The sequence below is a fragment of the Glutamicibacter creatinolyticus genome (assembly GCF_006094275.1).
In the GTDB taxonomy this organism is placed as follows: domain Bacteria; phylum Actinomycetota; class Actinomycetes; order Actinomycetales; family Micrococcaceae; genus Glutamicibacter; species Glutamicibacter creatinolyticus.
The window spans coordinates 2,029,727-2,052,175 of sequence record NZ_CP034412.1 but is presented as its reverse complement, the minus strand read 5'-3'; the positions used below and the strand labels follow the sequence as shown (position 1 = coordinate 2,052,175).

Genomic DNA, 22,449 nt, shown 5'->3' with positions numbered 1-22,449 from the left:
GGAACACGCGGTGCCGCGTGTCAGCGGGCCTTCGGCAAGCCGGGCTGATCAGGGCCTAGAGGCCAAGATCACCTTCGAATGCGCCACCCTCCAGGCGGGCCTTGACGGTCTGCAGGAAGCGACCGGCGTCGGCGCCGTCCACCAGGCGGTGATCGTAGGTCAGGCACAGGTACATCATGTGGCGCACGGCAATCGAGTCGTTGCCCTCGGCGTCGGTGATGACCATCGGGCGCTTGACGATCGCGCCGGTGCCCAGGATGGCAACCTGCGGCTGGTTGATGATCGGGGTGTCGAACAGCGCGCCGACCGAACCGATGTTGGTGATGGAGAAGGTTCCACCGGCCAGCTCATCGGGACCGATCTTGTTGCTGCGGGTGCGCTCGGCGACATCGGCGATCTTCGAGGCCAGGCCGGCCAGGTTCAGGTCACCGGCGTTGGCCACGACCGGAACCAGCAGGCCGCGATCGGTGTCCACCGCGAATGCCAGGTGCTCGGCATTGTGGTAGGTGATCTGCTGGCTCTGCTCGTCGTACTCGGCGTTCAGCGTCGGGTGCTGCTTCAGGCCCTCGGCGACGGCCTTGGCGATGAACGGCAGGTAGGTCAGGTTCACGCCGTTGGTGGCCTTGAACCCGGCCTTGGCCTTGGCCCGCAGGTTGACCACGCGGGTCATGTCGATCTCGTGGACCTGGGTCAGCTGGGTGGAGACATCCAGCGACTCGCGCATGCGGCGGGCAATGACCTGGCGGATGCGCGGAGCCTTGACGGTGGTGCCACGCAGCGAGGAGGCCTCGACGGCCGGAGCGGCCTTGGCCGCCGGAGCCGACGGCGCGGCAGCGGCCGGAGCGGACTGGGCGGCGGCCTTCTTGGCCTCCACCGCGTCCAGCACATCCTGCTTGCGGATGCGGCCACCGACACCGGTACCGGTCACGGTGCTCAGGTCAATGTCGTTCTGGTTGGCCAGGCGACGCACCAGCGGGGTGACGTAGCCGGCGCCCTCGGAACCGCCGGCGGCCGGAGCCGGGGCGGCAGCGGGAGCTTCCTGCTTCTTCTCGGCCGGGGCCGGAGCTGCGGGAGCCTCTTCCTGCTTCGGAGCAGCCGGAGCGGCCGGAGCCTCTTCCTGCTTCTTCTCGGCCGGGGCCGGGGCTTCTTCCTTCTTCTCCGCCGGGGCCGGGGCCGGAGCCTCTTCCTTGGCGGCCGGTGCGGCCGAGCCGGAGCCGATGACGGCCAGTACGGCGCCCACTTCGGCTTCCTCGTCCTCGTTCACGCGGATTTCCAGCAGCTTGCCGGCCACGGGGGAGGGGACCTCGGTGTCGACCTTGTCGGTGGAGACCTCCAGCAGCGGCTCGTCAACCTCCACGTCGTCGCCGACCTGCTTCAGCCAGCGGGTGACGGTGCCTTCGGTGACCGATTCGCCCAGGGCCGGCAGGGTGACCTCGGTGCCCGAGGCGTCACCCGAAGCGGCCGGAGCCGACTCGGTGGACTGCTCGGCGGCCGGGGCCGATTCCTGCTGCGGTGCGGACTCTTCCTGCGCCGGCTCCTCAGCGGCCGGTTCCTCGGCCTGCTGCTGATCGGAACCGGAATCCGAGCCTGCGCCCGAGCCGTCGCCAATGCGCACCAGCGGCGCGCCGACTTCGGCTTCCTCGTCCTCGGCCACCAGGATTTCCTCGATCACGCCGGCAACCGGGGAGGGCACCTCGGTGTCGACCTTGTCGGTGGAAACTTCCACCAATGGCTCGTCGACCTCGACACGATCGCCGACCTGCTTGAGCCAACGGGTCACCGTGCCTTCGGTAACGCTCTCACCCAATGCGGGCAGGTTTACGGTTTCAGACATCTTCCCGTATCTCCTCTGAAAATTTAAAAGCTATTAGGTTGGTCCGCGGTGCCGGCTTGCCTCAAGCGGCCCGCGAGCCCACGTGGTTGATGGAGGCGTTGCCTCCGAGCCTAGCGGACGAAGCAGCGTGCCGTTGCGGACACGCTGCTTCATGACGGGCAACTAGCCGTGCAGCGGCTTGCCGGCCAGGGCCATGGCGGTCTCGCCCAGGGCCTCGTTCTGGGTCGGGTGGGCGTGGACCAGCTGGGCCACATCCTCCGGGTAGGCTTCCCAGTTCACGATCAGCTGAGCCTCGCCGATCTGCTCGCCAATGCGGCTGCCGACGCCGTGCACGCCCACGATCGGGCCGTTCTTCACGCGCACCATCTTGATGATGCCGCTGGTGCCCAGAATCGAGGACTTGCCGTTGCCGGCCAGGTTGTACTCGGTGGTCTCGACCTGATCGGCGCCGAACTTCTCCTTGGCCTTCGGCTCGGTGTAGCCCACCGAGGCGATTTCCGGCTCGCAGTAGGTGACCTTCGGGATGTTGATGTCTTCGATGATGGTCGGCTTCAGGCCGCCGATCTCCTCGGCAACGAAGATGCCCTGCTGGTAGCCGCGGTGGGCCAGCTGCAGGCCGGGGACGATGTCGCCCACGGCGTAGATGTTGCCCACGCCGGTGTGCAGGCGCTCATCGGTGATCACGAAGCCGCGGTCGATGGTGATGCCCTGTTCCTCGAAGCCGAAGCCCTCGGTGACCGGGCCGCGTCCCACGGCCACCAGCACGATGTCGGCTTCCAGGGTCTTGCCGTCGGCCAGCGAGACCTTCACGCCGTTCTCGTCCTGCTCGACCTTTTCGAAGAAGACGCCGGTGTTGAACTTGATGCCGCGCTTTTTGAAGGAGCGCTCCAGCACCTTGATGATGGCCGGGTCCTCGTTCGGGACCAGGGAAGGCAGGCCCTCCACGATGGTCACGTCCACGCCGAAGGACTTCCACACGCTGGCGAACTCGACGCCGATCACGCCGCCGCCGAGCACGATGGCGCTCTTGGGCATGGTGTCCATGTTCAGCGCCTCGGTGCTGGTCAGCACGCGTCCGCCGATTTCCAGGCCGAAGGTCTTGGAGGTCGAACCGGTGGCCAAGACGATGTTCTTGCCCTTGTAGCGGTTGCCGTTGACCTCGATGGTGTCCTGGGAGACCAGGCGGCCTTCGCCTTCGATGACGTTGATCTTCTTCATCTTCAGCAGACCGCTCAGGCCCTTGAACTTGCCGGCCACAATGCCGTCCTTGTAGCTGCGCACCGCACCCAGGTCAATGGAGTCAAGGGTGGTGTTGATGCCGTACTTGGCGCTTTCGCGTGCGTTGTCGGCCAGCTCCGCCGAGTGCAGGTAGGCCTTGGTCGGGATGCAGCCGGTGTGCAGGCAGGTGCCGCCGAGCTTTCCCTTCTCGATCAGGCCAACGGTGAGGCCCAGCTGGACGGCGCGCAGGGCGACCGAGTATCCAGCGGAACCGCCACCGAGGATGAGGACATCGAATTCTTGCGTTGCTGCCGATTCGGCCACGTGAACGCTCCCTCGTAATAGCTAATCTGGTCGACTTCTGGCCGACCGGGGATCGGGTGGGACACGCTGCGCACAACACCTCCCGGTGGAGGGTGGAGGGCGGCGTGCCGTGATGTTTCAAAACTTACCTTAGTCCGGTGAACCGCCATCAGTCACCTCGTGACAGCGAAAAGTCAGTTTCCCCTATATTTTTGCACGAAACCCGGTGTGGGAAGCTGTGACGCCTCCCGCACCGGGGTGTATTTCGTGACTCATCAATCCCGTTTAACGGGTGGCGAAGCGCTCCGCGAATCCGATGAGCGTGCGCACCTGTGAACCGGTGCCGTTCTTCGGGGTGTAGCCCCAGGCGCTGGCCTCGTTGAAGGCCGGGCCGGCGAAGTCGATGTGGGCCCAGGGGATCGGGGTCTCATCGACCTTGCCCACGAACTCGCGCAGGAACACGGCCGCGGTCATCATCCCGCCCATGCGTTCACCAATGTTGGCCAGGTCGGCGACCTGCGAATCGATTGAGGCGCGCAGATCCTCGGGCAGCGGCATCGGCCAGGCCAGCTCACCGACCTCATCGGAGGCGGACACCAGCTCGTCGCGCAGCGCCTCATCGCCCATGACCCCCGCGGTGCGCAGGCCCAGGGCGAGCATCTGGGCGCCGGTGAGCGTGGCGATGTCAATGATCGCGTCCGGCTTCTCCTCGCTGGCGGCGACCAGCCCGTCGGCCAGCACCAGGCGGCCCTCGGCGTCGGTGTTCAGCACCTCCACGGTCTTGCCGCCGTAGATGGTGATGACATCACCCGGGCGGGTCGAACGCCCGCCGGGCATGTTCTCGGCCAGGCAGAGCCAGGCGGTGACCTTCAGGTCCAGGCCGAGCTCGGCCACACCGGCCACGGTCTGGAACATGGCCGCCGCGCCGGACATGTCCGACTTCATGGCGTGCATGCCAGCGGCCGGCTTCAGCGAGATGCCGCCGGTGTCAAAGGTGATGCCCTTGCCCACCAGGGCCAGGTGCTTGCTCGCCTTGGCTGGGGAGTATTCGACCTTGACCAGGCGCGGGGCCCGCTCGGAGCCGCCGCCGACGCCCATCAGCCCGCCGAAGCCGTCCTTGGCCAGGCGCTTCTCGTCGTACACGGTGACCTTCAGCGGCAGCGACTTGGCGTAGTCCTTGACCGCGTTGGCGAAGGATTCGGGGTACAGCGCGTTGGCCGGGGTGTTGATCAGGTCGCGGGTGGCGCGCACGGCGCGGCCCAGCACCGCTGCGCGCTTCAGCGCCGCCGGCAGCTGCTTGTCCGCGGAGGCGGCGGTGACCACGATCGCGTCGCTGAGCACCGGCTTCTCGTTCTTTTCCGAGCGGAAGTTCTCGAAGCGGTAGCTGCCCAGGGCGATGCCCTCGGCCACTGCGGCGGCGCGCGCCACGGTGGCGGCGGGCAGTGCGAACAGGGCGCTCTTCACGCTGCCCAGCTGGCGGGCGGCCGAACCGGCGGCGCGGCGCAGCTTCTCGTCGGTCAGCTCCTGCAGCGAATCAACTCCCAGGCCAATGAAGGCCACATACTTGGCCTTGGAGGCCTCCACCGCCGGCAGCCGGGTCAGCTCATCGGCCTTGGCGGCGACGCCCATGTCGGCCAGGGACTTTTCCAGTTCTGCGGTGGTCTGGGGGTCAAGCACCGATTCGGCGATGTGAACCTTCTCATCGCTCTTGTAGATGCCTAGCACCAGTGCGTCGGCGTTCTTGCGCTTGATGTCGGTTCCGATTGCGGTCAGCTTGAGATCGCTGGAGTTGATCACGAAATCATTCCTTCTAAGCCTTTGTAGGGTTTGAGGATCTGTAAGGGTAGGGGACCGGGCGGAGCGGGCGCCGCGGGTGGCGGCATGCGGCATCTGCACCGTGTCCCACTAGTAGATGTTAGCCGAGGTACACCCCGCGCGTGCCCCAGTTCACAGTGGCTGTTGCCCCGAAGAGATAGAATGTGACGTTGGAGTATGACCCGGGGCCCGGGTTCTGCTAAGAATCGTTGGGTGGCAGGCAGGCGTGCATGGCGTGCACGACGGTGCCGTTGGCCCAACGGGTAGGACAAGTAGTGATCCGCCGGGATGATCCGGCGGCTGATCTCGGATCGGGGTGGAATGACCAGTTCGTCGTTGATGAAGATGATGGCCGAAGACCTCGATGACCCCTGCCTGCAGGGGCTGGGAATGTACATTTCCCTCAAGGGGGCCAGCGACGCGGGCAACGCCCACGTCCAGGTGCACAACGAGCTGTTTGGGCAGCTGGCCGGCGAGCTGGTGGCCCGTTTCGACGCCGATCAGCTGGTGTGCTACTCCGCCCAGCGGCCCCGAGTGACCTACCTGGGGGACCACTTCGCCGCCTACCAGGAGCCGGTCATCGAGCTGTACCTGATGACCGATGGCATGGACCGGGACTTCTGGTTCCTCACCGGCGTTGAGCCGGACCTGAAATGGGAAGAGCTCAGCTCCCAGCTGCTGGCGCTGATCGAGGCCTTTAACATCGGCCCGGTGGTCTCCACCAGTTCGCTGCCGATGCCGGTCCCGCACACCCGTCCGGTGGGTGTGACCGCCCACGGCAACCGCAAGGACCTGATCGAACAGATTTCCACCTGGTCGCCGACCGCCGAACTGCCGGCCGCCTTCACTGACCTGCTGGAGATCCGCCTGGCCGAGGCCGGGCGCGACGTGGTCGGCTACTCGCTGCACACCCCGCACTACCTGGCCGAGGCCGAATACCCACCGGTGGCCGTGGCCGCCCTGGAATTTGTGGGGGCGGCCCTGAAACTGGCCCTGCCCACCGACAGCCTGCGTGAAGCCGGCCGGCTGATCGAAGGACAGCTGGCCGAACAGATCGACGCGAACACCGAAGTGCGCCAGATGGTGGCCGGGTTTGAGAAGCGCTTTGACGCCCACGCCCAGGAGCACCAGCCGCGGTCGCTGCTGCTTGATGAGGACCATGAGCTTCCCGACGCCGAGCAGATCGCTGCCCGCGCCGAATCCTTCCTGGCCGGGATCGAGGACCTGGATGCCTGGTTGGCCGAAACCGGCCCCCTGCCCGAGGACCGTGACGAGGACGCCACGCACACCGACGCCGATGAGAGCGCCGATTCGGACGATGACCCGCACGGCCCCGAAGGTTCGGCCGATGGTTCCGGTGACCCGACCCCTTGAGCCATGACCAGCTGAATTCAAAAAAATCTTGGATCGTCTACACGGTGGCGCTGCTGGCCTACCTCTCGGCGGTCGCCCAGCGCACCAGCTTCGGCGTGGCCGGGCTGGAGGCCACGGAACGCTTTAACGCCTCCGCCTCGATCCTGGCGACCTTCTCGGTCGTCCAGCTGCTGGTGTACGCGGCCGGCCAGGTGCCGGTCGGGCTGATCCTGGACAAGGTCGGCCCGCGCCGGATGATTGTCGGCGGGGCGATCCTGATGACCCTGGGCCAGGCATTCTTGGCCTTTGCGAACAACGTGCCCCAGGGCTTGGTTGGGCGTGTGCTGGTCGGTGCCGGAGATGCCATGGTCTTCGTCTCGGTGCTGCGGCTGCTGCCCATGTGGTTCTCCGGGTCCCGCATCCCGATGCTCACCCAGATCACCGGCACGGTAGGGCAGCTGGGCCAGCTGATCAGCCTCTTCCCGTTCCACGCGATGCTCATCCACGTCGGGTGGACCCCGGCATTTGCGATGCTTGCCGTCATCGCCTTCGTGTCCCTGCTGCTGGTCATCACCTTTGTGCACAATGGGCACGAATGGCGTGGCACCGGGGCAGAGGACCCGCTGAGCACCCGGGCGCGGCTGGCGGCGGCGTGGCGGCAACCGGGCACCCGGCTGGGGTTCTGGACCCACTTCAGCACCGCGTTCATGGTCAACGTATTCATGCTTACCTGGGGTTTCCCCTTCCTCGTCGAAGGCCAGGGGGTCTCCGGAGCACTGGCCTCCAGCCTGTTGTCGATCTTCGTTGTCGTCGCGATTGTCCTTGCCCCGATCCTGGGGGCCCTCACCGCCCGCTATCCGACCCGCCGGTCGCTGATCGCCCTGACCATCGTGCTGGGGATGACGGTGATGTGGGCCGTGGTGCTGCTGTGGCCCGGACGGGCGCCGCTGTGGGTGCTGATCGTCCTGATGATCAGCATCGCCGCTGGCGGTCCGGCGTCGGTGATCGGCTTCGACTTTGCCCGCACCTTCAACCCGCCGCACGTGATGGGAACAGCCACGGGCCTGGTCAACGTCGGAGGATTCTCCGGGGCCTTCATCTGCATGTACCTGGTCGGCATGCTGCTGGACTTCCAGTTCCAGCTGGCCGGCGGTGAACGGGAACTGTACAACCTGGGCGCGTTCAAGCTGGCCTTGTGCGTCCAGTTCGTGTTCGTGGCCGTGGGCATCAGCGGGATGCTCCTGGCACGCAAGAAGGCGCGCCGCCAGCAAAATCCCGGCCATTAGCTTCCCTGGTGGCTGCGGCCCGAGTTGTCCACACTCGGGGTCCCCGATTCCGTGGGCACCTCGGTCTTGGCCCACTGTCGGGTCATGACTACTACACCGGAACAAGAGCCGCTCTCCCTGGAGCGCGCCGAAGACATCCTTGCCTACGTGCCCCACGCGCTGGGGTTTCATCCCTCCGATTCGGCCGTGCTGTTGCTGATGGTCGACAAGAAGCTGGAAGCGACCCTGCGCGTTGATCTGCCAAAACACGACAGCGCGGGGGAGCGACGGCCGTGGGTGGAGCAGGTCTGCAAGTTGGTGGGAAAGCTGCCGCAGCTGACCGGAGCACTGTGCGTCCTGTACTCCAACGACCCGCCACCTGCCGGGCGGGAACTGCCCTATCACCAATTGCTTGCCGAGCTCAGCGAGAGCTTCGATGCGCGCCGTACGCCACTGCATCAGGCGTGGTTTGTCAACCGGGGCATGGTGTGGAATTACAACGGGGCGGTGCCAGAACAGCGCGAGAACCCGGCCTGCCCGGAACTCAGCGACACTTACCTCAGAATGGTCCTGGCCGGTTCCGCCCCACTGCACGAGCCCTGGGACGGGGAGGGCGTCCCGGAATGGGAGAACGCCGGAACGATCCGCAGCCTCGCCGATTCGCTCGACGGCGACATGTACGACTGCCTGGATACCTGGGCTGCACTGCTGGAAACAGACGCCTACCAGTCCGAGGCAACCATGCGCTCCGAACCATTGGTCGCGGCACGGCTGCTCTCTGGCTTGGAAATCCGGCTCGTGCGCGACATCCTGCCCTACCTCGCTGGTGTGGGTGCGGTCGCGGCGCGCACGGCGGTGCGTGAACTGGCGCTGCGCGAGACTGAGGAACGCGCCCAGGAACTGGCCGATTTTCTGTTGGGCGGTGGGGCGAACACTCCGGAGTGGAAACGGCTGGAGAACCTGTGGTTCATCTGCCGAGACCTATTGGGGGTGGCGCGAGCCGGACAGCGTTCGGCGCTGCTGTGCATCCTGGCGTGGATTGAATGGGCCAAAGGCAGGGGAAGCATGTCCATGGCGCTCTTGCGGACCGCCTTGGATAGTGACCCTGAATACCGTCTTGCGCAGTTGCTGCAGCAACTGCTTTACCGCGGAATCATGCCGGAGTGGGCCACTGATCCCCAACGTGCCTGGCGTTCAAGTTTCCATTAGGAGCGCGAAATCCGGCCGCGCCAAGTGGTGCCTGCGTGGTTATTCGTGGATAATGGGACAACAGACCCGGTTAGGTCCGATTGTTCTTTTGCGTTCCGTCTTTTCACAGCGGGAACAAAAGAAGGCGTAGATGCGTTGAAATACGTGACTGTCGCCATGGCGGAAACTCCTTGTTTCCGCTAACGGACTTGACAGGGTCATAGTGGTGTTACCGGTAGGTGCATCTGGGACGCATCGTGAGAAAGGTTATTCGTGTCATCAACTGAGACGAACGCTAAGCGCAAGGCTGCCAACGCAACTGCGGCTGAGGAAGCCAACGCCAAGGCTGTGGCAGAGAAACCTGTCGCGAAGAAGCGCGCAACCAAGGCCAAGGCAAGCAGCAAGGCCGCCGGTAAGGCCTCAGAAGAAGTCGTTGACAACGAAGAGCAGACCGAGGCTCAGACCGACAACGCCGAAACTGAAGAAAAGACTGAAGACGATTCCGTTGGCTTCGTCATCAGCTCGTCCGAAGACGACGCCCCTCAGCAGCAGGTGATGGTGGCAGGTGCCACCGCCGACCCGGTCAAGGACTACCTGAAGCAGATCGGCAAGGTCGCACTGCTGAACGCCGAGCAGGAAGTGGATCTTGCGCTGCGCATCGAGGCAGGGCTGTTCGCTCAGGACAAGCTGAACAAGGACGACGGGTCAATGGACCAGCGGCTGCGCTGGGACTATGAACAGATCATCCACGACGGAAAGATCGCCAAGAACCACCTGCTGGAGGCCAACCTGCGCCTCGTGGTTTCGCTGGCCAAGCGCTACACGGGCCGCGGCATGTTGTTCCTGGACCTGATCCAGGAAGGCAACCTGGGTCTGATTCGTGCGGTTGAGAAGTTCGACTACACCAAGGGCTTCAAGTTCTCGACCTACGCCACCTGGTGGATCCGTCAGGCGATCACCCGTGCCATGGCCGACCAGGCACGAACCATTCGTATTCCTGTGCACATGGTCGAGGTCATCAACAAGCTCGCCCGCGTCCAGCGTCAGATGCTGCAGGACCTGGGCCGCGAACCCACTCCGGAAGAGCTGGCCAAGGAACTGGACATGACCCCGGAAAAGGTTGTCGAAGTCCAGAAGTACGGCCGCGAACCGATCTCCCTGCACACCCCGCTGGGTGAAGACGGCGACTCGGAGTTCGGTGACCTGATCGAGGACTCGGAAGCCGTGGTTCCGGCCGACGCGGTTTCCTTCACCTTGCTGCAGGAGCAGCTGCACTCGGTGCTGGACACCCTCTCGGAACGTGAAGCCGGCGTCGTGGCGATGCGCTTTGGCCTGACCGACGGTCAGCCGAAGACTTTAGACGAAATTGGCAAGGTCTACGGGGTGACCCGTGAACGCATCCGTCAGATCGAATCCAAGACGATGTCCAAGCTGCGTCACCCCTCGCGCTCTCAGGTGCTGCGCGACTACCTGGACTAAACCAACTAGTAACAAAGGGTCAAAAGCCGCGAGTTCAAGCGCTTTTTGAGCCTTACAAATTAGAGCGTACCACCGCATAGCGCTTCTAGTCCAGATATTGATAAGATCAGGGTATGTCGGATACAACGTCATACCCTGATCTTTCTTTAATGCTCGAATCCTGGATGCTTGAACTCCGGGCCGAGCGAAAGAGCGCTGCCACCCTGAAAAACTATTCAGACGGTGTGAGAGCCTTCATCGCCTGGGCCACCGCCAACAACAAGCCTCTACGCCTCACCAAAGACAACTACCACGCCTTTTCAGGCGACCTCTTAGACGCTGGCCGACAAGCCGCAACCGTCCGGTCCCGCCAACTCGCCGTACGCCGCATGAGCGAATGGCTCGCCGCCGAGCAGGAAATTCCACAGGACGAACTAGCCAACGTCAAACCGGCCAAACTAGACACCAAAGTGATCGAGCCACTAACGCAAGACGAAATCAAGCAGTTTCTGAAAGCGTGCCAGGGCAACGACTTTATGGCCCGCCGGGATGAAGCAATTTTCCGGCTCATGGTAGAAACCGGGATACGCGCCGGTGAATGCACTGGAATGCAGCTAGCCGACCTGGATCTTACGCATGGCACCGCAATCGTGCGCCGAGGAAAAGGCGGCAAAGGGCGAACCGTTCCGTTCGGAGCGCAAACGGCCAGGGCGTTAGACCGATACCGACGTGCCCGCGCACAACATGTGCTCGCTGACCGCCCCGACTTGTGGCTCGGGACCCGTCAACGGGGCTTTACCTACGATGCTCTACATAAAGCGCTGGAAAAGCGTGCCGCAATCGCGGGAATCGACCGCTTTCACCCACATCTGTTACGTCATACCGCAGCCCATCGATGGCTAGCCGCAGGAGGCTCAGAGGGTGGGCTAATGGCAGTCGCGGGGTGGACGCGGCCTGACATGCTGCAACGGTACACGAAAGCAAGAGCGGCAGACCGCGCCGCCGCCGAAGCCCGAAATCTGAATCTGGGGGATCTGTGATCTGGATCTGTACACTCATTTGACCGAACCGCACAGCGTATGTTTAAATAGACTCATTAGAGAATGACCAGCAGCTAGTCCCAAGGGGTACACGCTGGACCATACGGGAGCGATTCCCAGAGTCCAGATAGGCGAAAGCGCGATGCAGACGCTAAAGGGTGCAGACAAGGACTAACGGCCAATTCCGCGACGGAGTGCCGAGCAGCTATAGCCATCAGATATGGCTTTAGTTAGCACGGCATTCGTGTTTTAAGCGGAGTATCCAAATGGCATCTACGCCAACTGAGCGACGTATAGCCGCTCAAATCGCCGCCCATGAATCATGGGCCAACACTACCGATAGAAGCGCCCGAACGGCGAAAGCCCGCGCCGCGCTCATGGCAAAGTTCGAGCAAGAAGCCGACCCCGAGGGCAAGCTACTCCCGGCAGAACGCGCCAAGCGCGCCGAACATCTGCGCAAAGCCCACTTCAAGCGCTTAGCATTGGCCAGCGCCAAAGCTCGCCGCAACAAGGACGCAGGAAAGCTGCGTGATGCCGCGTGAGCTACCGTGATAACCCGAAGTGGCAACAAGCCCGCCAGCAACTTTGCGACGGCTTGACCGATGCTACCCCGGACGAAATTCTAGAATATCGTTTGGCTGCAATCCGCACCATGTTCCAGATCGAAGTTGCATACTTGGAAGAATCCGGGGGTGCTGCTGCGTGATTGAGGCAAAAAAGAATCCCCCGGCGGGCAACCAGGGGAATCTAGAAAAACGTTCTTGTGATACCCCTATTCTAGCACCTTCCCACGATGGATTGGTGGCTGGCGTCTATGTGGCCGTCGTGCAAATCAAGGGTGATCACACCCCAGCACGCTACCGCCGCCGCGTGTTCCTTAATCTGCCAGCGGCGAACCGGGCAATCTCCCGGGCGCACATGGAAGGACTCGATGCATCGGTAGTGCTGTGCCAGCTGATCCCTGTAAGTGGTGGTCTGGATGACTAGCAACTACTGGGAAGCCCGAGACAGCGAAGTGTTCCGACAGGGCCTGAACGCCGGATACAAGCAGGGATACCGCCACGGCCTAGAGGATGGGCACAAGCAGGGCTGGAACGCCGCAGACGCGGCCGCAGAGTCCCACGCAGAGCACGCCGCCCGACTGTTCTACACGATGGAGGCCGGGGAATCCTGGCACCGTCAAGCCGCGAAGTCAGCGCATGACGCTATTAGTGTTGTCGCCGCCCGCGAGACGCAGCGCCGAGGGGGTGCCCGCGCATGAGTACCCCTGACTACTTCAAGGCCGACGCTTATGACGCCCCGGCAATCGAATGGCAGGACAAGGGGCTGCGCTCTCACCAGCGCATCGCCGCACGATTCGCCCAACGCTACGCCGGGGAATGCAAGCACATCACCGGCATGGGGTGGCACCACTACGACGGCACCCGCTGGGCCGAGGACAAGCACGCCAAGCACGCCCACCGGCTCTTACAAGAGCTACTGGCCCTGTGCTGGGGTGAAGCCATGTCGGACAAGGATCTAGCCGCTGACGTTCGATCCTGCATGACCGCCAGCGGTTCTAACGGGGTCCTGGATCTTGCATCCAAGTGGCTCACCGCTAACGCCGAGGACATGGACGCAGACCCCTACCTGCTCAACGTCGCTAACGGCACCCTGGACCTGCACAGCATGGAACTACGACCCCACGACCCAGCGGACAACCTGACAAAGATCACCCGCGCCGGGTTCAACTCCAACGAGGTCAGCGAGAGGTGGTTAGCGTTCCTTGAATCCTCCCTGCCTGATCCCGAGGTGCGTTACTTCCTGCAACGCTATATCGGCTCAGCACTCATCGGCAGGGTACGCGATCACGTACTAGTCGTTGCCACCGGCACCGGGCGCAACGGCAAAAGCGTGCTGGCCGACGCTGTATCCCACGCACTGGGAGACTACGGGATCACCGCCAGCAACGACATGCTGGTGACCGGCAGACACGGCCACAAATCCGCATCAGAACTATCGGCACAGATGGATCTACGCGGGGCACGCTGGGCGGTGATGAGCGAGCTAGAAAAGGGCGCCGAACTAGCCGAATCGACCATGAAACAACTTACCGGCGGGGACCGGATCACCGCTAAGCACATGGGACAAGACCGCATCCAGTTCGACCCGTCGCACTCATTTTTCATGCTCACCAACGACCTGCCAAAGGTGGACCCCACCGCCACCGCAGTTTGGGCACGAATCCGGGTAGTGCCGTTCGAAGTGTCCTTTGAAGGCCGCGAAGACAAGTCACTGCCGGAAGATCTGCTCATGGCAGCAGACGGCATTCTTAGCTGGGCAGTAGCTGGCCTATGGGAATACCAGCAGGAAGGACTCAACGCCCCGGCAAAAGTCATGGCAGCCACCACCGACTACCGGGCCGAAAACGACACGGTAAAGCAGTTCCTCACCGATGAATGCGTGATGCACCCAAACGCCAGGGTGACCCGTTCAGAGCTACATCATGCCTACCTGGCATGGGCGAAAGACAACGGGGCAGAACAGCTAACCGCCAGGGCATTTTCTCCACGCATCGCAGCACTCCCAGGCATCAGTGAGGCGAAAAGCAATGGAATCAGGGTCTGGAAGGGGGCAGGACTGAAAAATGACGATTCTCTACTTGACTAGGGCAAAGGCTAATAAAAGGGCAGAACAGGGTCACTTGGGGCACTTCTTCCCATCGATTCTCGCGGGAATTGATTCTAGGGAATCACTGGGACTATCTGCCCTAAGTGCCCCTGACCAACAAGATCCCCTCGAAAACCTCTCCACAGAGGAAGATCGCGCCATAGATGACAAGCTTCACGACTACGCGGACCAACAAGAACGGGAAGGTGTCCAGTGACTATCGAATTCAAGCCTGTCACGTCATACAGACTATTGGTGCTCCACGATGGCCACTCAAGGAAGATCGTCAAAAGTCCTTTTCAGTTCGCGCAGATCCCCGGACCGGACTACAGGCCAAACTGCAAATGCTCAGTTCCAGAGCATCGCGAAGTTCATCACGAAGTGCATGCAGCCTTAGATAGTTCAGGGCTGCAACAAGTAGTTGCAGCGGCCGTCATGGCGCATCGACCCGAACAGCTATTTCTTGTCAAAGGAGGAATGTTCGCTCCTCGGTTCAAAACCGAAGTGGAAGGAGTGAAGGAGGTCGCCGGCAAAAGGTTCCTTGCTATGGAGGCATTCGTCACCACCGAGACGCAGAAACGCGACTTGGAGGGCGCTTATAAAGACTGGTGCAACATCGCAATTTCTGTTGTTCCAGACCTGCATGAACGCCTTGCCGAAGGGCATGACCTCACTGATCCCTTTCAATGTGACAGCCAATCATCCAAGGAAAATGACAACCCCCATGATTCGGGGGATGCCCACTCGATACCTAGAAGGCTGTTCTCATGGCTCTAGATCCTTACGACCGAACTGCTGTGATCCTCCTGCTTCGCACGGCAGCAGCACACGTATCCAATGGAACCCCGAGTGACCAGATCCGCACTCAACTATGGGAACTCTCCGATCACCTCGAACAGGAGGGCTAGAACAATGCCCGGCTACTACTACTCAGACCGACAAATCCAAACCTACACAGAACATGCCCAAGCCGCCGTCCTATGGGAACGCGCCAAACACTGGGAACACAACGCCAACTACTGGAAACACCGCGCCGAATCCGCGGAACGACGAATGCAAGAACACCACTGCAAAGGAGACAAATAAATGACCTACGACCAGCGCCCCTACATCGGAGCCGTCCGCATCCAAGACTGGATCACCAAAGACAAACAACGCATCCGAGGAATCCGCATCGTTGGAGCATCAGGCATTGCAGGACACCTCACCGCCACCGAAGCTATCAACCTCGCAGACAAGCTAGTAGACCTGGCAGAGCGCCTACCAGAAGCCACCACAGCCCCGCCATCGCGACAACAGGCAGGCAGGGGAATCGCGCCCATCCACACTAGCCAAACTCTCACAGCAGCGGACGGCACACCAGAGCAACCGCTACCGGCAACCCCAGCAGACTAAGGAACAACATGAGCAAACAAAAGCACGACATCGGCCACCAGAAACGACTCAAGAACAAAGCCGAAAAACAACGGCTCGAAGACCTCAAGCAAGCCGAATGGCTCTCCCGAAACGAATGGAAGAAGAACCGATGACAAGCCTCGAAGACGCATTCCGTGAAGCCGGTGAACAATACGCCGCCCAGATCCGACAGCGTGGCCAAGACACCACACCCACCGGCACGGCATGGCTCAAAGACAAAATCGACAACCTCGAACAACCCGAACAGACCATGACCAGCCCAACCAACAACAGCGAAGAATTCAACCGATTCTTCGGCATCAACTAACAACAAGGAGACACACCATGAGCACCAACTACTACAACCGTCCAGCAACCCACCAGCTCAACCAGTTCGCACGCATCAACGATGCCTACACCCTCGCAGGACTCACCCCGCCAACCTACGTCGAAGAACTCAAGCGCACCATCACCACCGCGCCCACCGTGCAGCAGGAAGCCGCCAACATCGCCCGCGAAGCCCTCGAAGCCGACGACCCGGCAGAGTTCTACGAGAACGCCCTAACCCGCATCCAGCGAGCACAGGCCGCCGACGTACTCAAGAACGCCTTCGCCAAGAACATCCAGTCAGCACTCGACAGCAAGGCACACCACTACCGAGCCACCGCAGCCAACGAACTGGAACCACAGATCGCCAAGCTAACCAAGGCACTCACCACCGCCGCAAAGAAACTACCAGCCGGCCACCCGCTCGACATGGCCGCAAACATCGAAGCCGGAACCGGCACCGAATACAAAACCACCCGCGACACCCTCGCACTACTCGGCACCTACGCCGCCATCTACCCACAAGGCACGCCAACCGACGGAACCCCAACAGCAGTACACACTGTCCTTCCAATAGTTGAACTGCCAAAAGCAACCATCGAACGCATCAAGCCAGGACTCAACGACCTAGCACCAGTACCATCCAACGCCCCGCAGCTCACCGGCACCCACACCATCCGACGCATCGCCAACGACCTCGCCCTAAACATGGACGACACCCTCGCACGCATCGCAGCCGGACACTACGAAGGAGCAACCATCAGCTTCGCCAACCCAACCGAACTGAACGCACGACGACAGAACGCACAGAACGCCTTCAAGCGAACCACCGACAAGCACGACACCACTAACAGCATGGTCGCAATCTAGCAGCCCAGATCGCACACAAACGGCGGGGGAACCACAACGGAACCCCCGCCAAACCAAGCACCAAACACCAGCGGAACCAGTGCAAACCCCAGCGGAACACCAACAAACCCGCAACAAACACGGCGCGAACAGCACACAAACCAACACCCGCACGAAGACGAACAAAAGCCATGCTGACAAGGCCAAACACCCCACCCGGTGCACCCTCGGAGGCCTCCTTCGACGGGACCGCCGGGGAGAGCGTTTTAGTGTGCGGCAACCAGTTGGACTCAACCAAACAAGTTTGAAAGTAGGTAATTATGCCTGGACCTTCGGCTAATCCTTTGAAACCTAATAGCCGCCGCCACCGTGGTAACACGCGCTCTACTGGCCTTATCGAGTTACCGGCTGAGGGGTGCACGCTCCCAGTTCCGAAGCTTCCCGCAGGCCGGAAGTGGAGCGCTGAGGAACGGAAGCTATGGCGCAATTTGTGGGGGTCCCCGCAGGCTACCCAGTGGGATGACAGTTTCATGCCGTCGGTTGCCGCGTATATCTGCCATGCGACGGCTGTTTACGAGGGCACGGCTTCGGCGTGGCAGGCTCAGGAAATGCGGCACCTTGGGCATCAGCTTGGGCTGACCCCTTCGGGGATGCTCGCCTTGGGATGGATCGTGGTTACAGATGAGTAGCCGACGGCTTGCTAGGGCAAAGCGTAATCCAGCGTTTGAACGTCCGCAGGATCAAGACCCTTCCCGGAGCACGTTCCAGGCTATCGAGCATCCCCGTTTAGGGCATGTTGTGGTTCGTTGGCAGGGTGGGAAGATCCAGCGGATCAGGACTGAACACTCGCCTTTTCGTGAGACGAGCCAGAATTTCTTCGGGCCATTGTCTTCGGGCGGTAGGTTCGAGCAGGTCTTGGAAGTGCTCGGAATCAGTGGACAGTAACCAAGCGGCGGCATCTCTTACGGGGTGTCGCCGCTTTTTGTGTCTTGATGTGAGGAGAAAATTTTGGGTAGTGCTCGAAGCGATTCTGAACGTTTTTACGATGGCGGATATGTGGAAGTCAGTTTGCCACCGGGTCAGGTTAAATTTCATCGTGCTGGACGGCAAAATCTTCAAGCCGGTGAATCACTGAACTTGCCTTTTCTTGATGGATACAGGCTGTTTGTGGAGTATGAGGGGAAATTGCTTGGCCCGGAAGGTGGGGAACTTTTTACCCCTGGCGACAGCGCATATTGTCGATACGACTCGACGCACACGCCACCCGAACCGAATTGCACTTGTGGATATTATTTGGCCCGCCACCCGTTAGATGTGTGGCCATTCTTTAGCCCTGGCTGCCATGATGACGAGAAGGTCAACGGACTGCGCTTAAGGCATTGGAAGCGTCAAGATCAAAAGGCTAAGACGTTCCCGGTTCTCGCGGCAGTCAGATTGCACGATCCGATGACGGGAGCAGGCTTCAGGGGGAGCCGCATGGAGCTTACTGGGAGTGTCATTGTGATGAATGCCGATAGCGGTGCCAGGCTAAGCGAATTAGGACTGACGCCTGTCGTGGTAGGGGATATGTGGGGAACCGTGGAAAGTGTTCTTACGGACTGGTGGAGAAACTATTCAGCTCGCGTTTGAAACGTGAGGTCGGATTTTAGATCCGAGGTCGCATTTTGAATGAGGGGTACTCACTGAACGAGTACCCCAAAGGGTGTGCGCTCAACGCCTACCCTTTCGCGTTGGGAACGCGGAAGTCTCGCATTTGGAATGCAGGAGTTCCGAACTTTGCGGGATCGCGCAAGATGGCAAGAACGTTTTGAGGGTCAACCCTAAAAAAGGACTTTCTGACAGATCCGTCAAGAAGTTCTATGAGAGAAGATCCTTACCTATTGGCCCTTTGGGCTAGCGGGCCTACGGGCTGCCTTTGCTTTGATCCCCCACACCACAACAGCACCCCGAACCCCGGCAACCATCATTCGGAGTAGCACCAGTAGCACCCCCTCGAAATGAGAGCGTGCTGAAGGTGAACCCGTACCCGTGGCCTTTAGATACGGTGCCCCAGCGGTATGGGGCTAAATGTTGCTATGTCTGTACCGCGCTCTCACTGGTTAGGCGCTAGGAGAGCAGGAACGCGCCGAGAGAATAGGCTCGGAAACACCCACAAGACGGGCTTGTGAGCGCATCCCAGCCCGCCCATGCCCCCAAGGCACGGACGGAAGGGGTAGAGGGGGTTAGAGCGTTACAGGGGCGCCCAGCGCGTGAGAGAGCAGCTGGGGGACAGCCACGAGGGCGAAGAACATGCCGGTGTAGAACACGGTGCACACGGTGGAACGGATAGCGCGGGGCATGACTATGCCACCGCCACAAGCTCGGCAGGGTCTGTAGGAGTCTCTAGACCGCAGTCATCCCACTTCACACGTACCTCTTGATCGGTAACAGTGGTGACCGTGCCAGTGGCGTTGCAGTCAAAGCTAAAGGCCACACGGTCACCGGGCTGGAAGGCGTTCGAGCCGAGTACATCTGGAATGCTCTTGCTGGCTGGCTTAGTCGTGAGCTTTTCCCACGCCGCAAAGGTGGCAGTTGCTGGCAGCCCATGTTCAACAGCGACAGCGCACAGCTTGTTGACAGTCCACTTTGGGTCAAGCACTTCGGGCATGTCACGCAGAATCACGGTAGCGCGGGCAACAGCCGCTTCATGCTCACGCTGTTCAGCGCGGCGAAACAGCTCAGTGGTCAATTCGATGTCGCTGTACTTAGCGAGTTCACCGGACAGCTGGGGTTGGGTATGCTGAGTCATGTTCAGACCTTCCGTTTCAAGGTCTGGACTATCGCCCCGGTGAGTGTTCTAGCATTCACTGGGGCACTTTTGTTAGTCCAGGATATTACGCCCTACAGCGTTTGACTGGAACTCTTGAATCCCCGCGTTACTAGTGAGAGCCGCACAGCGTACAACCGAGGACAGTGCGCGACTACCTGGACTAAAACGAACGTTCCGCGGCGGACGAAGCTCTGTGTGGCTTCGTCCGCCGCGGTCGTTAAACCCAACATTTCGCCGCAATTCGCACACCGATGAGTGGTGCGGGCCCTGCTTGGCGGTTGCTGAGCGGCACCGGCGCTGCGGAGCAATATTTGACCCATAACAAAAACGCTGGGACCCGCCCTTCGGCGGATCCCAGCGTTTGGCAGACAACGGACGGCGCGAGCTAGTCCTGGATGTCCACCTTCGGCTTCTCGTAAAGCCGCGAAGTTTCGTCCTGCCACTCCGAGGTGAGCGGGCGAAGCTTATCCTCTACGGCTCGTGCGTGGTGTGCACAGAACAGCAGTTCGCCACCTGTGGAGGCTAGCACGGCCCTTACGTAGGCCTGTGCGCCGCAACGGTCGCACCGGTCGAGGGCATTGAGTTCGCGACTTGCAGTTGTAGTAGTCATTGCCAGCCTCCTTAAAACTTGGTGTATTCAATACAACCAGTTATGGCCCGAACTTTATGCCCCTCGGGCCGCTCTTTCGCTCACCGCGTACTGCTTGTGGATAAGCTCATAGTGGCCAAGTTCCCGTTTTCACGGGTGTCCGGCTCACAGAATTCGAACACATTGACGACTAGAATGGGGGCAGGATCCCCGTCAGGCAGCAGTAGGAGTTAGTAACCACGTGGCCAAAGCCGATAATTACAACGCCCGCCATCTTTCCGTGCTCGAGGGACTCGAAGCCGTACGCAAGCGTCCCGGCATGTACATCGGATCCACCGACTCGCGCGGACTCATGCACTGTTTGTGGGAAATCATCGACAACTCGGTCGATGAGGCCTTGGGCGGTTATGGCCAGTCCATCTCCGTCGTTCTGCACAACGACGGTTCGGTGGAAGTGCGCGATGACGGGCGAGGCATCCCGGTGGACATCGAACCCAAGACCGGCCTGAGCGGCATCGAGGTCGTCTTCACCAAGCTGCACGCCGGCGGCAAGTTCGGCGGCGGCTCCTACACCGCTTCCGGCGGCCTGCACGGTGTGGGCGCCTCGGTCGTCAACGCCCTTTCGGCACGCCTGGACGTGGAAGTTGACCGCGGAGGCAAGACCTACGGCATGCAGTTCCGCCGCGGGGAACCGGGCCGCTTCACCGATCGCGGCAAACCCCGGGCGGATGCTCCCTTCGAGGCCTTCAAGAAGGCCACCGAACCCGACGTGGTGGGCAAGGCCAAGCGCGGCGTCACAGGAACCCGGATCCGCTACTGGGCGGATGACAACATTTTCACCTCCGATGCCCGCTTCTCCTACGAGGACCTGCAAAACCGCGCACGGCAGACCTCGTTCCTCGTGCCCGGCCTGCGCATGACCCTGCGCGACGAGCGCGGCCTGCCCGGCACCCTGGGTGAGGACGGGCCCTACGAGGAGGTCTTCCAACACGACGGCGGCATCAGCGAATTCGTGGACTTCCTCTCCAGCGATTCGGCAGTCACCGACATCTGGCGGATCCAGGGCAGCGGCTCATTCCATGAGAAAGTGCCGGTCTTCGACGCCGAGGGGCGCAGCCACATTGAAGATCTGCAGCGCGTCTGCGAAGTCGATCTCGCCGTCCGCTGGGGGATCGGCTATGACACCACGGTGCGCACCTTTGTGAACATCATCGCCACGCCCAAGGGCGGCACCCACCAGACCGGGTTTGAACAGGCGCTGCTGAAGTCCTTCCGCAAGGCCGTGGAGGCCAACGCCCGCAAACTGAAGTTCGGCAACAAGGACAAGATCGAGAAGGACGACGTCCTGGCCGGCATGACAGCCGTGTTGACCGTCCGCCTGGCCGAACCGCAGTTCGAGGGCCAGACCAAGGAGATCCTGGGTACCTCGCAGGTGCGCCAGATCGTCTCCCGCGTCGTGGAGAAGGCGCTCAACGAGCGCCTGGCCTCGACGAAGCGTGCAGAAAAGCAGGAAGCGGCCACACTGCTGGAGAAGGTCGTCAATGAGATGAAGTCCCGCGTGAGCGCACGCGTGCACAAGGAAACCCAGCGCCGCAAGACCGCTCTGGAGTCCTCATCCCTGCCGACCAAGCTGCTGGATTGCCGGACGAAGGAAACCGAGCGTTCCGAACTATTCATCGTTGAGGGTGACAGTGCGCTGGGTACCGCCCGCCTGGCCCGGTCCAGCGACTTCCAGGCCCTGCTGCCCATCCGCGGCAAGATCCTGAACGTGCAGAAGGCCTCCATTTCGGACATGCTCTCGAATGCGGAGTGCGCCTCGATGATCCAGGTCATCGGCGCCGGATCGGGCCGCACCTTTGACATCAACCAGGCCCGATACGGCAAGGTCATCCTGATGACCGATGCCGATGTGGACGGCGCCCACATCCGGACCCTGCTGCTGACCCTCTTCTACCGGTACATGCGACCGATGGTGGAGGAGGGCCGGGTCTACGCCGCGGTGCCGCCACTGCACCGGATTGAGATCATCAATCCCGGTTCGAAGAGCAACGAAGTGGTTTACACGTATACCGAAGCCGAGCTGACCCGCCTGCTGGCAAAGATCGAGGCCGAAGGCCGGCGCTACAAGGAGCCGATCCAGCGTTACAAGGGCCTGGGTGAGATGGACGCGGACCAGCTGGCCGAAACCACCATGGATCCCCGGCACCGCACGCTGCGCCGGGTCGGCGTGGAGCATGCCCAGGCGGCCGAGGAAATCTTCGACCTGCTCATGGGCTCGGATGTGGCACCGCGCAAGGAATTCATCATCTCCGGTGCTGACAACCTGGAACGCGAACGCATCGACGTTTAGGGGCGCC

Annotated in this window: 23 protein-coding genes; 18 read left to right on the top strand and 5 right to left on the bottom strand. The window is 61.5% G+C overall.

Going from position 1 to position 22,449, the window contains the following annotated elements:
• Positions 1–55: 55 nt before the first annotated feature.
• The 3 genes from sucB to GcLGCM259_RS09370 all read right to left on the bottom strand — a co-directional run bounded on the left by sucB (position 56) and on the right by GcLGCM259_RS09370 (position 5,152).
• Positions 56–1,834 (bottom strand): 2-oxoglutarate dehydrogenase, E2 component, dihydrolipoamide succinyltransferase, encoded by a 1,779-nt coding sequence (gene sucB / locus GcLGCM259_RS09380; RefSeq protein ID WP_138926456.1) that lies wholly within the window; start codon positions 1,832–1,834, stop codon positions 56–58.
• A gap of 162 nt (positions 1,835–1,996) precedes the next feature.
• Complete coding sequence (gene lpdA, locus GcLGCM259_RS09375) at positions 1,997–3,376, bottom strand: dihydrolipoyl dehydrogenase (protein ID WP_138178017.1); 1,380 nt, start codon at positions 3,374–3,376, stop codon at positions 1,997–1,999.
• 264 nt (positions 3,377–3,640) lie between these two features.
• Positions 3,641–5,152, bottom strand: a complete 1,512-nt coding sequence (locus GcLGCM259_RS09370) for a leucyl aminopeptidase (RefSeq protein ID WP_138926455.1) — start codon at positions 5,150–5,152, stop codon at positions 3,641–3,643.
• A gap of 339 nt (positions 5,153–5,491) precedes the next feature.
• Between GcLGCM259_RS09370 and GcLGCM259_RS09365 the strand changes: the two genes are divergently transcribed.
• The 17 genes from GcLGCM259_RS09365 (at position 5,492) to GcLGCM259_RS09295 (ending at position 18,323) form a co-directional block, all read left to right on the top strand.
• A complete protein-coding gene (locus GcLGCM259_RS09365; protein ID WP_138926454.1) occupies positions 5,492–6,544 on the top strand; it encodes a proteasome assembly chaperone family protein in 1,053 nt (350 codons plus the stop codon).
• Positions 6,541–7,809, top strand: coding sequence for an MFS transporter (locus GcLGCM259_RS09360; protein WP_138926453.1), 1,269 nt, complete (start codon positions 6,541–6,543; stop codon positions 7,807–7,809). Before GcLGCM259_RS09365 ends, GcLGCM259_RS09360 begins: the two co-directional genes overlap by 4 nt.
• An 84-nt stretch (positions 7,810–7,893) precedes the next feature.
• Positions 7,894–8,997: a DUF4192 family protein gene (locus tag GcLGCM259_RS09355; RefSeq protein WP_138926452.1), complete on the top strand. Its 1,104-nt coding sequence runs from the start codon at positions 7,894–7,896 to the stop codon at positions 8,995–8,997.
• 252 nt (positions 8,998–9,249) lie between these two features.
• Positions 9,250–10,455 carry an RNA polymerase sigma factor gene (locus GcLGCM259_RS09350; protein WP_138178008.1) on the top strand — a complete coding sequence of 402 codons (1,206 nt, stop codon included), beginning with the start codon at positions 9,250–9,252 and terminating at the stop codon, positions 10,453–10,455.
• A gap of 113 nt (positions 10,456–10,568) precedes the next feature.
• On the top strand, positions 10,569–11,474 hold the full coding sequence (locus tag GcLGCM259_RS09345; protein WP_138926451.1) for a tyrosine-type recombinase/integrase: 906 nt from the start codon (positions 10,569–10,571) through the stop codon (positions 11,472–11,474).
• Between the two features lie 377 nt (positions 11,475–11,851).
• Positions 11,852–12,016 (top strand): hypothetical protein, encoded by a 165-nt coding sequence (locus tag GcLGCM259_RS15575; RefSeq protein ID WP_246049503.1) that lies wholly within the window; start codon positions 11,852–11,854, stop codon positions 12,014–12,016.
• On the top strand, positions 12,013–12,180 hold the full coding sequence (locus GcLGCM259_RS15285) for a hypothetical protein (protein ID WP_175419379.1): 168 nt from the start codon (positions 12,013–12,015) through the stop codon (positions 12,178–12,180). Before GcLGCM259_RS15575 ends, GcLGCM259_RS15285 begins: the two co-directional genes overlap by 4 nt.
• Positions 12,177–12,461 (top strand): hypothetical protein, encoded by a 285-nt coding sequence (locus tag GcLGCM259_RS09335; protein WP_138926450.1) that lies wholly within the window; start codon positions 12,177–12,179, stop codon positions 12,459–12,461. The genes GcLGCM259_RS15285 and GcLGCM259_RS09335 overlap by 4 nt, the downstream gene beginning before the upstream one ends.
• Positions 12,454–12,735: a hypothetical protein gene (locus GcLGCM259_RS09330; RefSeq protein ID WP_138926449.1), complete on the top strand. Its 282-nt coding sequence runs from the start codon at positions 12,454–12,456 to the stop codon at positions 12,733–12,735. Before GcLGCM259_RS09335 ends, GcLGCM259_RS09330 begins: the two co-directional genes overlap by 8 nt.
• The gene (locus tag GcLGCM259_RS09325; RefSeq protein WP_138926448.1) at positions 12,732–14,123 is read left to right on the top strand and encodes a DNA primase family protein; all 1,392 of its coding nucleotides are present in this window, start codon (positions 12,732–12,734) and stop codon (positions 14,121–14,123) included. Before GcLGCM259_RS09330 ends, GcLGCM259_RS09325 begins: the two co-directional genes overlap by 4 nt.
• Before the next feature lie 213 nt (positions 14,124–14,336).
• Positions 14,337–14,900, top strand: a complete 564-nt coding sequence (locus GcLGCM259_RS09320) for a hypothetical protein (RefSeq protein ID WP_138926447.1) — start codon at positions 14,337–14,339, stop codon at positions 14,898–14,900.
• A gap of 309 nt (positions 14,901–15,209) precedes the next feature.
• The gene (locus tag GcLGCM259_RS09315; protein WP_138926446.1) at positions 15,210–15,518 is read left to right on the top strand and encodes a hypothetical protein; all 309 of its coding nucleotides are present in this window, start codon (positions 15,210–15,212) and stop codon (positions 15,516–15,518) included.
• 8 nt (positions 15,519–15,526) lie between these two features.
• Positions 15,527–15,652, top strand: coding sequence for a hypothetical protein (locus tag GcLGCM259_RS15710; protein WP_281283948.1), 126 nt, complete (start codon positions 15,527–15,529; stop codon positions 15,650–15,652).
• Positions 15,634–15,846 carry a hypothetical protein gene (locus GcLGCM259_RS09310; protein WP_175419378.1) on the top strand — a complete coding sequence of 71 codons (213 nt, stop codon included), beginning with the start codon at positions 15,634–15,636 and terminating at the stop codon, positions 15,844–15,846. Before GcLGCM259_RS15710 ends, GcLGCM259_RS09310 begins: the two co-directional genes overlap by 19 nt.
• A gap of 17 nt (positions 15,847–15,863) precedes the next feature.
• On the top strand, positions 15,864–16,715 hold the full coding sequence (locus tag GcLGCM259_RS09305; RefSeq protein WP_138926444.1) for a hypothetical protein: 852 nt from the start codon (positions 15,864–15,866) through the stop codon (positions 16,713–16,715).
• A gap of 299 nt (positions 16,716–17,014) precedes the next feature.
• Positions 17,015–17,383 carry a phage terminase small subunit gene (locus tag GcLGCM259_RS15870; RefSeq protein WP_484103583.1) on the top strand — a complete coding sequence of 123 codons (369 nt, stop codon included), beginning with the start codon at positions 17,015–17,017 and terminating at the stop codon, positions 17,381–17,383.
• Positions 17,384–17,702: 319 nt separating this feature from the next.
• On the top strand, positions 17,703–18,323 hold the full coding sequence (locus tag GcLGCM259_RS09295; protein ID WP_138926443.1) for a hypothetical protein: 621 nt from the start codon (positions 17,703–17,705) through the stop codon (positions 18,321–18,323).
• Between the two features lie 712 nt (positions 18,324–19,035).
• Here GcLGCM259_RS09295 and GcLGCM259_RS09290 read toward each other — a convergent pair.
• Together GcLGCM259_RS09290 and GcLGCM259_RS09285 are read right to left on the bottom strand one after the other, a co-directional pair.
• Positions 19,036–19,482 carry a hypothetical protein gene (locus GcLGCM259_RS09290; RefSeq protein WP_138926442.1) on the bottom strand — a complete coding sequence of 149 codons (447 nt, stop codon included), beginning with the start codon at positions 19,480–19,482 and terminating at the stop codon, positions 19,036–19,038.
• Positions 19,483–19,888: 406 nt separating this feature from the next.
• A complete protein-coding gene (locus GcLGCM259_RS09285) occupies positions 19,889–20,113 on the bottom strand; it encodes a DUF7455 domain-containing protein (protein ID WP_054820859.1) in 225 nt (74 codons plus the stop codon).
• Between the two features lie 220 nt (positions 20,114–20,333).
• Between GcLGCM259_RS09285 and GcLGCM259_RS09280 the strand changes: the two genes are divergently transcribed.
• Positions 20,334–22,442, top strand: coding sequence for a DNA gyrase/topoisomerase IV subunit B (locus GcLGCM259_RS09280; protein ID WP_138926441.1), 2,109 nt, complete (start codon positions 20,334–20,336; stop codon positions 22,440–22,442).
• The last annotated feature ends 7 nt before the right edge of the window (positions 22,443–22,449 follow it).

Coding starts and splice junctions, on each gene's coding strand:
- sucB (WP_138926456.1), bottom strand. CDS start 1,834: ATGTCTGAAACCGTAAACCTGCCCGCATTGGGTGAGAGCGTTACCGAA.
- GcLGCM259_RS09365 (WP_138926454.1), top strand. CDS start 5,492: ATGACCAGTTCGTCGTTGATGAAGATGATGGCCGAAGACCTCGATGAC.
- GcLGCM259_RS09355 (WP_138926452.1), top strand. CDS start 7,894: ATGACTACTACACCGGAACAAGAGCCGCTCTCCCTGGAGCGCGCCGAA.
- GcLGCM259_RS09345 (WP_138926451.1), top strand. CDS start 10,569: ATGTCGGATACAACGTCATACCCTGATCTTTCTTTAATGCTCGAATCC.
- GcLGCM259_RS15575 (WP_246049503.1), top strand. CDS start 11,852: ATGGCAAAGTTCGAGCAAGAAGCCGACCCCGAGGGCAAGCTACTCCCG.
- GcLGCM259_RS09330 (WP_138926449.1), top strand. CDS start 12,454: ATGACTAGCAACTACTGGGAAGCCCGAGACAGCGAAGTGTTCCGACAG.
- GcLGCM259_RS09325 (WP_138926448.1), top strand. CDS start 12,732: ATGAGTACCCCTGACTACTTCAAGGCCGACGCTTATGACGCCCCGGCA.
- GcLGCM259_RS09315 (WP_138926446.1), top strand. CDS start 15,210: ATGACCTACGACCAGCGCCCCTACATCGGAGCCGTCCGCATCCAAGAC.
- GcLGCM259_RS15710 (WP_281283948.1), top strand. CDS start 15,527: ATGAGCAAACAAAAGCACGACATCGGCCACCAGAAACGACTCAAGAAC.
- GcLGCM259_RS09310 (WP_175419378.1), top strand. CDS start 15,634: ATGGAAGAAGAACCGATGACAAGCCTCGAAGACGCATTCCGTGAAGCC.
- GcLGCM259_RS09305 (WP_138926444.1), top strand. CDS start 15,864: ATGAGCACCAACTACTACAACCGTCCAGCAACCCACCAGCTCAACCAG.
- GcLGCM259_RS15870 (WP_484103583.1), top strand. CDS start 17,015: ATGCCTGGACCTTCGGCTAATCCTTTGAAACCTAATAGCCGCCGCCAC.
- GcLGCM259_RS09290 (WP_138926442.1), bottom strand. CDS start 19,482: ATGACTCAGCATACCCAACCCCAGCTGTCCGGTGAACTCGCTAAGTAC.
- GcLGCM259_RS09285 (WP_054820859.1), bottom strand. CDS start 20,113: ATGACTACTACAACTGCAAGTCGCGAACTCAATGCCCTCGACCGGTGC.